Genomic DNA, 14707 nt, shown 5'->3' on the forward strand with positions numbered 1-14707 from the left:
TGATAGTTCGCTACTCAATTTCTAGATTAAGCTGTTGTAGCTGACATTTGGTGATAATCTTATCTTTTGTATCCGCTTTTATAAAGGCAGTGGAATCATACAATTGCTTTGCACAGTTTGCCTGTTCTTGAGTTTTCGGTGGATAAGAAAGCATGAGATCTACTAAAAACTCATCACTTTGCTTACTTAAGAGATTAGGCAAACAGCTACGAATACCTGTGATCAGAAAACTAACACCGAAAGAGAAAAGCAGGATTTTGTTTAATGTATACATAACAGATAGGATACAACTAAAGTAGCTGAGCTAGCACATTTATTTAAGCGAAGCAGCTGATAACGTCACTCACAGTTTAATATTCCATAAGCAGTATATTTGCGTCAACTGCTTCCGCTTACACCCTCCTTAGGACGCATCTATGATATCTTAAAACCCAAAATCCGGAATCTTTTTAAGATGGCTGAACTTCCAACAACACTAGAAGATGCGATTGTGCAAGCGCAAGAAGCTACCCAAGCAGCACTTGCAGATGGGTATACTCGGCTACAAGTTGAGTTAATATTTCCAGAACTCAATCAAATGTCTGTAGCAGAGCAATTCCTGCCAATGTTTGAAAAATATGGTTCTAAGCTAAAGGTTTTCTTTGCTGATGCTGGTGGTGCAGCACTCGCCCAAAGGGATTGGGAGAATGTAGAGTTTAAAATCTCTGATGTTGGTGCTGGTAGAACTGCTACAAAATCAAAAATTCAACCAGAGGATGAAATCTTTTTATTTATTGCCCCAACAGCAGTAGAAGTGGTGCAATTAGAAAAGCTGTCTGAAGAAATAGGCGATCGCCCCTTAGTCATATTAAATTCTCGGATGCAAGAAGCAGGAGCAGTTGGTATTGGTTATGCAGCACGGCAAACCTACCAGCGTTTCATCAGTACACTTGAATCCTGCTATTACCTGCGTCCTATCTTTGAAGAAGCTGCATTATTCCGTTGTTACCCTGGAGTTTGGGAAGTGTGGCTCGAAACTAACGGTGACTATCAAAGAATTGCTGAATTACCCAAAAAACCATCAGGAGACGACTTAGATTTAATTCTGATGGAGGGACAACCAAAAACACCAGGAGACACTACCCCCGCAAGAAAACCCAGTCCTTTGCGAGGATTACAACGGTTCTTAAGGGCTTTGAGAAGTTAGTAGGGAGCAGTTATCAGTTATCAGTTATCAGTTATCAGTCAAGAATAATGGGTTTATCGCAACGCGAAACACCGCGCCATACACCTTGATCACTGATAACTGTTTACTGTTCACTGTTTAGCTATTGCCCTGCTTAACAATCCACAAAAATAGCTTTGTTTCTCTTCAGTCTTAAAGCTGCTCCCATCAATAAACCTAATGCAACTACTTTGCCTGATCATTTAAGCTAGTGTTAGTCAACGTTATACCAATTTTCTGTGAAGCTGCACATTATTTTTACCCCTCCTAACCTCCCCTTGCCAAGGGGAGGTGCCAAAGGCGGTGGGATTCTTTCTATGCGTCTTTATATAAAAACGGTATTAACGTTAAAATATCGTTGTTGATTGTAAAATCCGCTTTTGCTGATAGATTTTGACCTGTCGTTGTATTTTTTGTTGTACCTGTGATACCATTTCACGAAAAACCTGATACAGATAGGATATGTAGGGGCGAATGGCATTCGCCCTCACAGATGTTTAATGTGTATCAATATTTAAGTGAATTGGTATGAGGGGGAGAGCATTTGCTTTAGATATTTGTGAAAATGTTATCATAGCGAATGATGATAACAAGCAACCTGTATAAATGGTTGAATTTTTTAAAGATTTTTGAGACATAAGTATTGAAAATTTTTGGTGAGGGCTTAAGGACATTTAAAATGCCTCAAAACATGTTTTGAAACTGATTTATAGAATATTATATCTATATCGATTGGCAAAGTGAAATTGTCTACTTAGTCTTCCATTTTGCCGTGTTTTAGTTCCGTCAAACTCAGGTTATTTTGAAAGGACTTCTCAAAAATATTCTACCGATAAATATATCGTCAATTGATTAATTATAAATTTATACTAGCTTTAATAGCGTCTTTAAAAGCAGTATATACACTGAAAAAGAGAGTTGGAGTCAGTCCCAACGTCGTTATGGTGAAAATTGATTTTGCTTAATTATTTAATAATGTGCAAAACTGTTCACTCTCATCGCTGTAACTTTCCCCAGAAATTAAATTTCGAGGGTTGAGAAGTTAGCACCGTAAAGCATTTTCCAGTACTCTCTTTAAGACTGGAACTGCAAAACCCAAAGACGGAATAATTCGACAACAATTCGCACTCGCCCTTCTACTTCTTCAATTACGTCATGTCGTTTTAGGGTTTCTATAGCATCCTGTGTTACATCACATCTAGTAGCAAGATGAGTCAAAGTTAACCCTTCTGGTTGTGGTGCGATCGCTCTCAATATATCTTGCTGTCCACTAGCACCCTCAGCAGCTTGACCCCACACTCCATCAAAATAACCCCGCCCACCCTGGAAAAAAGCAGGATTGCTAACCACTGCTTCTACATCTGATACTGTAAAAATAGGGTCACGCTTGCGTCCCATTTCAAATACAGAATCATTGTAAAGGCGAACTAACTGAAACCCTAGTAACTGAACTAGATAAGGCTGTCCGTAAGTTAAACTGTAAATTTTGCTGAGCGCTTCTCTTGTGTAAGTTAACTGAAAATCTTCAAAACCTGGATTCTCGAGGATCTGTGCCGTAGCATCCTCCGTCATAAAAGACACTTTAATAGGAGGAACAATGCTAGCAAAGAAAGGTTTGAAATAATCTGCGGTCATTTCTTCCAAAGTATGCAAACCAGCCAAAGCAAAGGCAATTTTCGGAGTCATTTGCACCAAACTCCGTAAGTATTCCATAAAATTTTCAGGAATTTTCCCTGCTTCTATGAACTCTTCAATTTTTTCAAACTCATCTAAACCAATAATTAAACCAAAGTTTCCAAGGTTATTTACCACCTGTCGCAGGTAACGTTGAAAAGTGCGCTCAGGAGAATCTAAATATTCATCATCTGATGGTGGTGGAATTTTTACTTCTTCAAAAACAGCATCGCTAATGCCAATCAACAAATCTCCTAAACCATCCGCACTAGCTAACCCCTGTAAGTTAATATAGGCAAGCCGCACTTCTTCTCCTAAACAATTAACAGCGTTCCGGAGAATAGAACTTTTACCCATCCGCCTGTGACCGTAGATAACTACAGATTGCAACTGGTTTCCCTTAAGGCACAGTTCTTTTAATTGTCTTATAATATCTTCTCGTCCAACGAAAAGATGACCCTCTACAGGAGATCCAACAATATAGGGATTATGTACAGGTTCAGTGATGTTAATTTCCCCTACTTCGCTGGCAATTTTTAGGAGACATTTTTCCCAGGTTTTGGCGATGTCTACAATTAAGCCACGTTCTGCTTCTGGTAGACTATCCTTGTTTTCGAGGATATTGGTAAGCGCCCCTAAAGAACGGTTGAGGGCTGACGAACGCTGGTATCTAGAACGAGTCTGCTCTAATAAACGAACGTTTTTTACAACTTGGCTTAAGGATTCAAGAGTCTCCCAAGTAGTAGGACGTAATAGGTTTTCTTGAGGGAAAGGGGGAAGTTGGATGGATACAATACCTTCTATTTCTTTTGCTTTTTTGAAAATGTTTAGAATTGAAACGAGGGTATACATCTCGTCACCATAGAGGAGGAAACGGACATGAGCAAAAGCTGAAACCGCTTGATCTGGTTCTTTTTCGTGTAAATACCAGAAACCAGCAGCAGTTGATCGAGAAGGCGTGCTAATGCAGGGAGCTATTTCTAGGTTTGACAACAATCTCTCTCTCAAAATTCTTAAGAATAAAAACAAAGGAAAATCGAATAACCCATTAATAAATTCTTTTTGAATACTTGCTTTTAATGATGCGGAGGAGAAAAATAATAGTTTCCAGTCAAAAGGGGCTGACGCTAAACGAGAAATGCGCCAAATTATTTGGTCTTCTGGAGTTCTATCAAGGGCTTTATTAATAGCTGTTATTACAGAGCTAAATTGCAATGTATATGCCAGCAATTCGTTTGAATTATGTAACCCTATCTCCCAATCATTTAACAACCAATTTTGTAAGCGAGAAGATAGATTGGGTAATGGTAATGGAGTAATACGAGGAAGCCAGTAGCTTTTTTGAAAAGCTTGGGACTTGAAAAAAAGTGATATTAACCAAATTTCCGGACGTAATATAACCACGCCAAACGCCACGCCAAACGCCACGCCAAACGCCACGCCAAACGCCACGCCAAACGCCACGCTATACGCCACGCCATACGCCATGCGCCCCGCCACGCCCCCCGCCACGCCTAACGCCACGCCTAACCCCACACCAAACGCCACGCCTAACGCCACACCAAACGCCACGCCAAACGCCACGCCAAACGCCACGCCATACGCCACGCCCCACGCCACGCTAAACGCCACGCTAAACGCCACGCCAAACGCCACGCCAAACGCCACGCCTAACACCACGCCAAACGCCACGCCTAACGCCACGCCAAACGCCACGCCATACGCCACGCCTAACGCCACGCTAAACGCCACGCTAAACGCCACGCTAAACACCAAGCCCCACCAATTAATTGATAAACCCACTTCTTGTAAAAGTAGACAAACAGCAATGGGAGTCACGATTATTAATATCAATACTTGAAAAAGTAATTCTCGCTGGATGGGATTGTTAGGTAATATTTCGCCACTCTTACGCCCACTCCTTTCATTGTCGGGCATATAACCACCTCCATAGGTGTCTACATACCACCGTAAGGCTTGCGGAAAGAAAAATACCCAGTACAACAGACGCAGGTAATCTAGAGGGTTCCACAACAACAGCGGACGCTTTAACTTCGGTGCTAAATCTAGGCGGGGGACAGGGTGCTGCTGCTTCATAAGATTGCTACATAGATTTGCTAGATAAACTAATAAATCAAAATTATTTCAACCTTTGGGAATATTCTTTATAAGTTTCATTACACAACTTCATCAACGTCTTGGGGTGTCCGTGACTTGACTCTATTAGTTTGCGAATATCTAGCTCGTCAAATTTAACGTTGGTGCTTTGTAAACGTGAATTGATAAAGCTTTTAATCGTTTCTTCAGACCATAAAACAACATTTTCAGTTTGACAAATACCCGCCAAAGGAGATGTATCTTGACTATCTTGAAATAAATCTTCAAGACGTGAGCTTGCAGCTAAAACTAGTCTTAATGGGGCATTCATTCCATCTGCTTGGCTTCTCAACCAATCCCGTACTTGTCTTGTAAATCCTTGCCAAGCAAGTTTACCAACGTTATCTATCGTCAACAATATCCTTTTATCTTTTAAATTTCGATTCAGATGATTTCTCCTACTATCAGGAATGCCAATTTTATGACACAAAGCTTCATAAAATTCATCCTCATTATCGCTAATTTCGTTTAAATCTAGAAATCCGAGTTGACGAGGCTGATGAAGTTGATGCGCTGATTGATGACCAATTGCCCACAAAAACGAGGATTTGCCTACTCCTTCTTCTCCAATTAATGCAACATTAGAACCATTGTTTAAATATTCAAAGATATTGTTTAGTTCTCTTGGACGAGGGAAGAATAATTTTTCATCATCAACTTTGCCAGATAAAGGAACAAAGGGATTATTATTAATTTTATTTTGAACTCTCGGAGTAACAGAATTATTTGTTGAAGGTTCTTGTGTCTCTTTAACGGAGAAATTATTATTTTTATATTTATGCTCAATAGAACTTATAAAATTTTTTTTGTTAATTTTAATCTTTAGTATTTGTGTTAATTTTTCATAAAGTTTCGTAGCTGCGTCTCTAATAGATTGTGGGGCGTAACCTTCAGCCTTAGCTATATCCTCCAATGTTTTCTTTGACCAGCAACCTTTAAATATTACTGTCTCCAAATTATTTAAGACTCGCTGGGTTTCTTTTTCCAGTAATTCATTAATAAACTTCAGAGCGCTCTCTTCATCTAAGTCCATCTAGTGTTACCAAAACAACAGAGTTATCTCACTTACACAAAGTATAGGATTCCTATTTGATTTTTGAAACGCACGTAGCACGTAGGGTGTGTTAGGACGAAGTCCGTAACGCACCATTTCAAGGTTTCGGGGGAGCATCCCAATTTTGCCAAAAAATGGTAGTGGGAGCATCTTGCTCCCTAGTTTATTACTGAAGGGGGCAGGATGCCCGCACTACAAAATAAAATAAATTTACACATTTGGGATGCTCCCAGCTTTCGGTGCGTTACGCTGCGCTAACACACCCGACAACACTACTGAGATTTTTTCACAAATCAAACTGGATGCCCATATTAACACCCTACTTTACTCTACCATACAAACCTTTCAACATTTCTGAATACAAACCTACACAAGTCTACATTTACCTACAAATCTAACACCGATAAATTGCCTACAATCCTCGACTGACAAGACTTTAGAGCATAAGACAACATAAAGATACCAACGATTCAAACGTAAACGTTATGACTCACCTGCTACCCGCTAACGAAAATTTACCCGTAGAACAAATGGAAAATTCTCCAGGTGCTACACAAACAATTTTGAATATTGCTGAGAATGTCACCGAACTTCTCAATCAATCAGAAACGGTTGAATTAGCGAAAGTCGGAAGTCAAACGACAGAAGATATTTTTAGCATGTTAATACAATCTGGTGGTAAGCCAGTTGCAGTAATTCTTGCTATTGCTATTTTAGTCGCTTCGACTGCCCTACCTATTTTTGCTTTAGGACAATGTCAAAGGGCTTTTTTTGAGTCTCAGCATCAAACAACTCTTCAGCGTGATATATCGCCATCCAGCAGGTGAAACTCTTGCTACAAAAGGGTTAGGGTTTACGCATTGATAAAACACATCACGTATCAGGTAGGAATTTAGGACTTACGTACTATACAAATAGAACATTATATGTGCTAACGGATAATGGTGATTTCAGACTTGTAGGGGCGAATGGCATTCGCCCTTACAATAGGCGGGAACACCCTTATTTGTGGGAAAATCTTTCGTTGAAGCGCTCTTAATTCCTAACCCCATATCCATATCCAATGATTTCTTTCAACGCGTAATTCCTAGAATTAATATCGCCTGAATGGAGGATTTTTCCAAGAGTGAGAGTTTTCCCGTCCATTGTAAGGGCGAATGCCATTCGCCCCTACAAGTTGGAAATGACCATTATCCTTAATGCACGTGATGTGTTTTCATCCTCCTTGTAGGGGTGCATTCAAAACTTTGTTAATACGATCGCGCGTTTCTAACAAGTGTGCTTGAGTGTATTCATCTTCTGAACGTACCTTTTCCAGCTTCTCATTAAGCTGTTTTATTTTGTACCATGCTAATGTACGAGCATCGTCGGGAACAGGTTGTTTCCTTAATATCATTCCCGTCAAAATATCTAAATATTGGCGCTGTAACCCTCGGCGCAAACTAGAAATCTTGATTGGTTTGCCTTTTGATTGCAGTACTTCTGTCCAGATTCCTGATTGTAAAGACTCAAACAATTCTGGTAGAGTCAGGGCTTGTCCTGGCTGAGTTTTAAGTTCAATGTCCTCTAAACGAGAGAGGCGATCTTTTGATAGTAAATCCCATAGCACCAACTTTTGCACAAACAACACTAGGTCATGAATAGGATAGTCTAACCGCCCAATGCGAGGATTACTACCCCAATGTCGCCACCGTGAGGGTGCCAACTTATTCAGCAATTGTGGAGAGAAGTTAAAAGCATCCTCATCAAACACATACTTTTGCAGCATTGCTAATGCTTGCCGTTGTTTTTCTAAAGGCACTGGTTGAAATGGTAATTTTCCTTGAGGAGCGTCAGAGTGAACACGATAAAAAGACTGCCCTCCAATGTATTTTGTCGCGTAGTATATATTTTGAAAATAATTACCTAATACTGTGCCAAACTGTTCACTTACATCACTGTAACTTTCCCCGGAAATTAAATTACGAGTGTTTAATCGACCCCACATCAGGCGCGAATTATCAAGTTGCCATTGAGAATATTGCAAGGCATCGCTACTATCGTCCCAAGCGTCAGCAGTAGGATCAAGGTCATATATATCCTCATCAGTGGAATAACTCAACTCTGGCTTATAAGACTGTTGGGCAATTTTTTCCAAGAAAGACTTTTCTCCAACCGGAGTTGCTGCTTGAGTAGGTGTGTAACCATACTCAATTGCCCATTCGTCATAAGCTCCCACCATAATAGGAAAATAATCTCCCTGCTTAATACCTCGTGGTGCAATATTTGGTGGAATGTAGTCCATTACAGATGAAACCATACCTTTTGTATGCGTAATATCAATGTTATTCATCTGCTCCGGTGATAGCAGTGTGCTACCACGGAAATTGTGTCTTAGTCCGAGAGTGTGTCCAACTTCATGAGCAATGATTAAGCGTAAATATTGATGAATATATTCTTTAACTTGCTGGCTATTGGGTGGTATGTTTTGCAAAAGTGACATGGCCATTGTTCCCAATGCAAACTGGTTAGTTGCTTCTAGACCATAACAAAGGTCATACTCTCCTGCGAGTTTGGATAAACGACTGGTAAATTGCTCTTGTTCTTGCTCTTGGTTTTGCATAGCATCACCTTTTGCTTCTAAGCCATTAGCACAAAGCAGGCGATTTTGCATAAACGCTGTCAAGGATGTTTGGTTACGATCTGTTTGGTTGGGTTCTACTATTGAGCGGTAATCACTTTTTAATCGGCGAAGAAAGCTAGCATCTACTAGAATAGTGGCGTTCAAAATTTCTCCAGTTAAAGGATTAACCCGAGATGGTCCCATAGCAAAATAGCCATCTACAGTATGAATCCAGCGAATAGTGTTGTAGCGTATATCTGCTGGATCCCAATCAGCATTATCTGGCATTTGCTTGACTTGGAGTGCATCTTTAATACCTGCTTTTTCAAACGCTTTGTTCCACATCAAAACGCCTTCTTTAATAGTATCTCGGTACTCTACAGGTATGGCGTTATCAATCCAAAAGACAATGGGTTTTTTCGGTGGAGAAATTGCTGCTGTTGGGTTTTGTTTCTCTAAATGCCAACGATTAATATAACGGACAAAGGGATCGCGGTGATCGTCATTAGATAAGTCTTGGTAGGCTGTTATAAAGTAACCAATACGATCATCAGCTAAACGTGGCTGGTAATTATTTTCTGGAAGTTCCGATAGACTATAGTGAACACGCAAATTAAAGCTACGATTATCAGCTAGCGTCATAAAACGCTGCATTTGACTATTCTTGATATTACCAGTACTGGAGAAATTTAAAACAGATTCAATTTCCATATTTTGGGGAAAGGCTTTAGCAGTACCAAAATAGGATTTATCAGTGCTTCGAGGTACTCCCAAACTTGAAGATAATCCAGCTAAGTCTGTAAGTAGAAGGTCACTTAAGTCAATAACAATGCTTTTGCGTTGCGGATGAATGCTTTTAATGGGAACTGTGTAGAGGACTGAATCGCTGAAAGAACGGGAGAGCGATCGCGCTTGCGGATCTCCTTCATCAGTGCGAAAATTGACATTACGAACAACAAAGTTCAAGTTATTATTCACACGTTGAAAGTAAAATAGAAAATTTTGCAAAGGCATCCCGCTATAAATTCCAGCTTGGCCAATCCCAGATTCTAGGGTTGTTGTAGCAAGATAATTTTTGTTAAGCTGGTCTGGCTTAACTTCTAAATAGATTTTGTTTTTTTCGCTATTACGGTATAAAGTAAACAGACCATCAAGCTGTTGGGTGTCTTTTACAATTTGCTCAAACGGAGATAATTCGTCCTTTTTGGCTGGCTGTGGGCTACTGGTAGGATTTTGTGTAGGATTTTTCTGAACTAGCAAAAATGGTTGCTGTCCTGCGTTTTTAGTATTTTTAACAACCCAAATAAAAGACTCACGTTGTACCTGCTTATTTTGATGAATCACCCATACTTTTGATGAGGTGGGCAAAGACGCCGCTATTCTTAGAGGAGGTCGATTTATTTGAGGGTTATCAAATTTCGAAGCGCTAGCGCTAGTGGTCCCTATTCCTAAAAACAGACCATTCAGCAAAATAACCAAAAAGCTAAATCTTTTCATCCAATCTTTCCTTGGCAACAATCCTGTTTTTTGATTTTTTTTAGCTCCTCACCTGTTGTACTGCACCTGAAAACAATCCTGACCATTTAATATCAAGCTTCTAACACCATCTTCGGGTTTACTACTTTAGATTTACTGTAGTCTTTTTCCGTATTATTGTGTCTATAGCAAGCTTTACGTATTATTTTGGCATTGATTTCATATAGATCTGTAAAGAGTGTATAAAAAGTTCTAATAAATAGGTTGGTTGATTGTACTGAAATTTTCAAATCTGTTTATGAACCGAAGTCAGTAGAGTATGTTGTGTTTAACAACACAAGACAATGTGACTACCATCACATATTAAACAAATCATTCTAAGGGAAGATTTGGAAAATTGCTGGTGATGTTATGAACTTTCCCGAATTAATATATACCTTACCCGAGCAAAACGGCCAATTTAATGCAGATAGAATCAACGAGTTTGCGAAAAAAGTGGAGGAGTTTGGATTGAAAATAAAGAGAGATTTTGGTGAAGAAGATGGATGCGAAATTCTGAAGACGGTCATTATGGCTTTAGTCAACGTTATTTAAAACTATTAAACTCATTCCACTCTGCCTATAGAGTGGAATGAGTTTAAGAATTGATTCAACAACTAACTCACCAAAAACAACTCCTTGATGCCTGCACTACCAATTTCGACTGCTAGCGCGGCTAGAATAAAACCTAAAAGTTGAGTAATAATTACTTCACCTTCTCCACCAATCCACTTGTCGAGTAGGTTTGCCAATCGCATAATTAGCCAACTGACCAACATTGCGGCTACGATACCTATGACTACGCTGAGATTAGGGTTATCTGCTTCTGATATAAGTAGCATGACTGTGGTTAAAGTCCCAGGTCCTGCTAATAATGGTAAAGCTAGTGGTGTAATTGCCACATCACGATCTTGATCCCACATTGGAGTTTGTGAGTTTCCTTGAAGCATTTGTAAGGCAATTAACAATAGTAGTAGTCCTCCAGCTACTCGCAAAGACGCTAAGCTGATATCCAAATAACTTAAAATAAATTGACCAGCAAAGGCAAACAGCAAAAGAATTGTTACTGCAACTAAAACAGCCTTATCTATAACTTTGTTTCTTTCGGCTGGTTCCATACCTTTGGTTAAGAGTAAAACTATGGGTATATTACCCACAGCATCGGCAAGGACGAACACAGCGATAAAGGTTTTGACTAGAACAGAGATATTCACAGGGCACAGATTATACCAAGGTCTATTTAAATCTAGCCAACTTTTTCCCAAGCGGTTACCAAGATTGAAATGAGGAGAATGGGAATTTCAATTTTTTTCGCTGAATATATATTATTTTTAATAATCTACCTATATAATTCGACCGTTTGCTGTTCAATTTATGAAGTCTTACCTAGCAGCCGCTCTTCAAATGACTAGTGTGCCAGATCTCTCAAAAAATTTGGCACAAGCAGAGGAATTAATCGATCTTGCTGTGCGTCAAGGTGCTCAATTAGTTGGGTTACCAGAGAACTTCTCTTTTATGGGAGAAGAGAATCAAAAACTCTCTCAAGCTGAGGCGATCGCAACTGAAACTGAAAAATTCCTCAAAACGATGGCTCAGCGCTTTCAAGTCACCATTTTAGGAGGTGGCTTTCCAATTCCGGTAAAGGATACAGGTAAAGTATATAATACAGCCTTACTTATTGACCCCAACGGGCAAGAACTTTCACGTTACTATAAAACGCATCTATTTGATGTTAACGTACCTGATGGTAATACTTACCGAGAGTCTAGTACAGTAATGGCAGGTATTGACCTACCCTCTGTTTCTTTCTCGCAAGAACTTGGAAATATAGGGCTTTCGGTTTGCTACGATGTCCGCTTCCCGGAACTTTATCGACACTTGTCACTAAAAGGAGCAGATGTTATGTTTGTTCCTGCGGCTTTCACTGCTTTTACTGGTAAAGACCACTGGCAAGTGTTACTGCAAGCGCGTGCAATTGAAAACACTTGTTATGTGATTGCTCCAGCTCAAACTGGACTAAACTACGCTCGTCGTCAAACTCATGGACACGCCATGATTATCGATCCTTGGGGAGTTATTTTAGCGGATGCTGGGGAAAAACCAGGTGTTGCGATCGCTGAAATTAACCCCTCTCGACTTGAACAAGTCCGTCGTCAAATGCCGAGCTTACAACATCGGGTATTTTAAATTTAAGAAAAGTAAGCACGATACTGGATCTTGATCTTAGTGGAGTGTGTAGAGGGCAATTGACAGCCCTAGCTCGGTTAACATTTTGGAACGGTTCGAGTAAGAATCTTCTACCAGGTGTTACTGCGTGAAAGAATCTCCGTGACTTTAGTCCGGAGAGTTAGTCAAAATATTAAATGCTCTCAAATTGCAGCTATTATCAGCCTAAATACTAAGGTGGGTTTGCCCACCAAAACGGGAGCATCCCTTTCCGAGTGCAAAAAGATCCTAGTGGGAGCCGCAAAGCTCCCTAATTTATGACAGAAGCGGGCAGGATGCCCGCACTACAAAATAAAATAAACTTACACATTTGGTTGGGATGCTCCCACCAAAACACAACATTGCTGTCAGTCAGAACAAACACAGTTAGGAACATGTTCTGAATAAGGAAATATGAAGCTAATACATAAAAATCAGATTCTAAGTTACAAATTTTTGAACTTCTGTAAGCTTGGTAAATATCAAAGTATCATTGCCAGCTTAATGATGGTATGTTTGGTTGGATATAGTTTTTTTCAAGAATCTTCAAAAATTGCTCTTGCAAAATCTCGCAGGATAAACTCAGAACCTACAAAAAACTTGTCCCCAGCAGAGCAAAATTGCAGCAATAATCTGGGAGTACAGCAGGAGACTTCCAATTTGGCAAGCATGACTATAAACGTATCAACTTGGGCAACTCAGCCTAGTTTGGGCGTTCAGAATCTTGTTCAATCAATTGGTCCGTATGTATTTGCTTATCTAAATCGTAGTTCTTGGCCGACCATTCATAAACAGGCAAAGCTGGCAAGAGTTCCTATACTTATGTATCACGACATCTTGCCACAAAAACAAGTATTTTTTGATGTAACTCCAGAGGAATTAGAAAAGCATTTTCAGCTAATTAAAGAGCAAGGCCTTACTCCCATAACTCTTGACCAGCTAATGACTCACCTGCAAACAGGTTTACCACTTCCAGAAAAACCTGTTTTGCTGACTTTTGATGATGGTTATGGAGGTCACTACCAGTACGTTTATCCATTGCTGAAAAAATACGGTTATCCTGCTGTGTTCTCGGTTTATACTAGTGGTATTGGACAAAATACTGGTCGCTCTCATGTGAGTTGGGAACAACTAAAGGAAATGGCAGCTAGTCCCTTAGTGACGATCGCATCCCATAGCGTGAGTCATCCAGAAGATTTAAGAGCGATACCAGATGACCGACTGCAAGCAGAAGTCACAGAGTCTAAGACTGTTTTAGAGACAAATTTAGGTATTCCTATCCGGTACTTTACCTATCCGGCGGGAAAATATGATGAGAGAGTAGCACGAGCAGTGTATGGTGCAGGGTATCAGCTTGCACTGACGATGAATGATGTAGATGAGCGGTATGCTGGAGCTTCAGATAGTTTATTGGCAGTATCTCGCTTTGGTCAATCTAAAATAAAAGACGCGATCGCCCAAGCTTGGGGAGGACCAACATTACCACAGTGGAAATTGGGCTTTGACTTTTCAACTCCAATTCAACAAACTGAAGCAACAATTGACAAAATTTCTTTGGTCTTAATTTCAGGTGGTAAACCGATAACTATACACGCTGATAGCCGTTATCAGGTTTCAGAAATTTTGGCGAAGAGTGGTACTAACGCCTTAGCTGCCGTCGATGGAGGTTTCTTTTCCCTCAAACTGCTAAATTCTAATTTTATGATTGGACCAGTGTTAAGCCAGGTTACCAATCAATTTATTCCAGGCGATCGTAATGATATCCCAAGATTAGTTGGGCGTCCTTTAGTACTGATTAGCCCCACCTCCGTAAGTTACATTCCCTTTGACCCGCTCAAGCATAACACTTTAGAGGGAATAAAAGCCGAGATGCCTAATGTAACGGACGCTTTTGTTGCCGCAGCGTGGCTAGTTAGAGACGGTCAACCCCAAGAAGCAAGCACTTTTAAAGGTTTATATGGTTTCGATCAAGCCCGTTATCGAGCTTTTTGGGGTCTTAATTCAGCAGGAGTTCCCACTATCGGCGTTTCTCGCGGAAATACTGACGCCGTGTCTCTAGGAAAAGCCCTTGCACAAGCTGGATTGCAGGATGCTGTAATGGTTGATTCAGGACAAAGTACATCTTTAGTTTATAAGGGTAAGTCTCTGGTGAGTTATACTCCTCGTCCTGTACCTCATGTTGTGGCACTTGTAGGGTCTGAGTCAACAAATCATACAGCTTGCACTTTGGCAGCAAATAAAATAAAAAACCGGGGAACCTAAGTACTACCCGGCTAAGTCTTACTGAGTAAGAGAA

Annotated in this window: 10 protein-coding genes; 5 read left to right on the top strand and 5 right to left on the bottom strand. The window is 40.1% G+C overall.

What is annotated here, in order from left to right; translation table 11 throughout:
• Positions 1–10 precede the first annotated feature (10 nt).
• Positions 11–274: a hypothetical protein gene (locus tag G4P69_RS13205; protein WP_208342651.1), complete on the bottom strand. Its 264-nt coding sequence runs from the start codon at positions 272–274 to the stop codon at positions 11–13.
• A gap of 180 nt (positions 275–454) precedes the next feature.
• On the opposite strand from G4P69_RS13205, the gene G4P69_RS13210 reads away from it, so the two are divergent.
• Positions 455–1186: a DUF1995 family protein gene (locus tag G4P69_RS13210; RefSeq protein ID WP_208342652.1), complete on the top strand. Its 732-nt coding sequence runs from the start codon at positions 455–457 to the stop codon at positions 1184–1186.
• A gap of 1092 nt (positions 1187–2278) precedes the next feature.
• Here the strand turns inward: G4P69_RS13210 and G4P69_RS39195 are convergent.
• Together G4P69_RS39195 and G4P69_RS13220 are read right to left on the bottom strand one after the other, a co-directional pair.
• Positions 2279–4975, bottom strand: coding sequence for an ATP-binding protein (locus tag G4P69_RS39195; RefSeq protein WP_243902951.1), 2697 nt, complete (start codon positions 4973–4975; stop codon positions 2279–2281).
• A gap of 43 nt (positions 4976–5018) precedes the next feature.
• Positions 5019–6068, bottom strand: a complete 1050-nt coding sequence (locus tag G4P69_RS13220) for an ATP-binding protein (RefSeq protein ID WP_208342654.1) — start codon at positions 6066–6068, stop codon at positions 5019–5021.
• A gap of 506 nt (positions 6069–6574) precedes the next feature.
• Here G4P69_RS13220 and G4P69_RS13225 point away from each other — a divergent pair.
• Entirely contained in the window at positions 6575–6916 is a 342-nt protein-coding gene (locus tag G4P69_RS13225) for a hypothetical protein (protein WP_208342656.1), read from the top strand.
• A gap of 389 nt (positions 6917–7305) precedes the next feature.
• Here the strand turns inward: G4P69_RS13225 and G4P69_RS13230 are convergent, their stop codons facing one another.
• Entirely contained in the window at positions 7306–10188 is a 2883-nt protein-coding gene (locus tag G4P69_RS13230; RefSeq protein ID WP_208342658.1) for a zinc-dependent metalloprotease, read from the bottom strand.
• A gap of 390 nt (positions 10189–10578) precedes the next feature.
• Here G4P69_RS13230 and G4P69_RS13235 point away from each other — a divergent pair, with 390 nt between their 5' ends.
• Complete coding sequence (locus G4P69_RS13235; protein WP_208342660.1) at positions 10579–10761, top strand: hypothetical protein; 183 nt, start codon at positions 10579–10581, stop codon at positions 10759–10761.
• 62 nt (positions 10762–10823) lie between these two features.
• Here the strand turns inward: G4P69_RS13235 and G4P69_RS13240 are convergent, their stop codons facing one another.
• A complete protein-coding gene (locus G4P69_RS13240; protein ID WP_208342662.1) occupies positions 10824–11420 on the bottom strand; it encodes a MarC family protein in 597 nt (198 codons plus the stop codon).
• Positions 11421–11580: 160 nt separating this feature from the next.
• Between G4P69_RS13240 and G4P69_RS13245 the strand changes: the two genes are divergently transcribed.
• Positions 11581–12393 carry a carbon-nitrogen hydrolase family protein gene (locus G4P69_RS13245; protein WP_208342663.1) on the top strand — a complete coding sequence of 271 codons (813 nt, stop codon included), beginning with the start codon at positions 11581–11583 and terminating at the stop codon, positions 12391–12393.
• Between the two features lie 432 nt (positions 12394–12825).
• Complete coding sequence (locus G4P69_RS13250) at positions 12826–14673, top strand: polysaccharide deacetylase family protein (RefSeq protein ID WP_208342665.1); 1848 nt, start codon at positions 12826–12828, stop codon at positions 14671–14673.
• Positions 14674–14707 lie beyond the last annotated feature (34 nt).

Source organism: Aetokthonos hydrillicola CCALA 1050 (assembly GCF_017591665.1).
Taxonomy (GTDB): domain Bacteria; phylum Cyanobacteriota; class Cyanobacteriia; order Cyanobacteriales; family Nostocaceae; genus Aetokthonos; species Aetokthonos hydrillicola.

Excerpts from the sequence above, each read along its gene's own strand:
- G4P69_RS13210 (WP_208342652.1), top strand. The coding sequence starts at position 455 with ATGGCTGAACTTCCAACAACACTAGAAGATGCGATTGTGCAAGCGCAA.
- G4P69_RS13230 (WP_208342658.1), bottom strand. The coding sequence starts at position 10,188 with ATGAAAAGATTTAGCTTTTTGGTTATTTTGCTGAATGGTCTGTTTTTA.
- G4P69_RS13225 (WP_208342656.1), top strand. The coding sequence starts at position 6,575 with ATGACTCACCTGCTACCCGCTAACGAAAATTTACCCGTAGAACAAATG.
- G4P69_RS13205 (WP_208342651.1), bottom strand. The coding sequence starts at position 274 with ATGTATACATTAAACAAAATCCTGCTTTTCTCTTTCGGTGTTAGTTTT.
- G4P69_RS39195 (WP_243902951.1), bottom strand. The coding sequence starts at position 4,975 with ATGAAGCAGCAGCACCCTGTCCCCCGCCTAGATTTAGCACCGAAGTTA.
- G4P69_RS13245 (WP_208342663.1), top strand. The coding sequence starts at position 11,581 with ATGAAGTCTTACCTAGCAGCCGCTCTTCAAATGACTAGTGTGCCAGAT.
- G4P69_RS13235 (WP_208342660.1), top strand. The coding sequence starts at position 10,579 with ATGAACTTTCCCGAATTAATATATACCTTACCCGAGCAAAACGGCCAA.
- G4P69_RS13220 (WP_208342654.1), bottom strand. The coding sequence starts at position 6,068 with ATGGACTTAGATGAAGAGAGCGCTCTGAAGTTTATTAATGAATTACTG.
- G4P69_RS13250 (WP_208342665.1), top strand. The coding sequence starts at position 12,826 with ATGAAGCTAATACATAAAAATCAGATTCTAAGTTACAAATTTTTGAAC.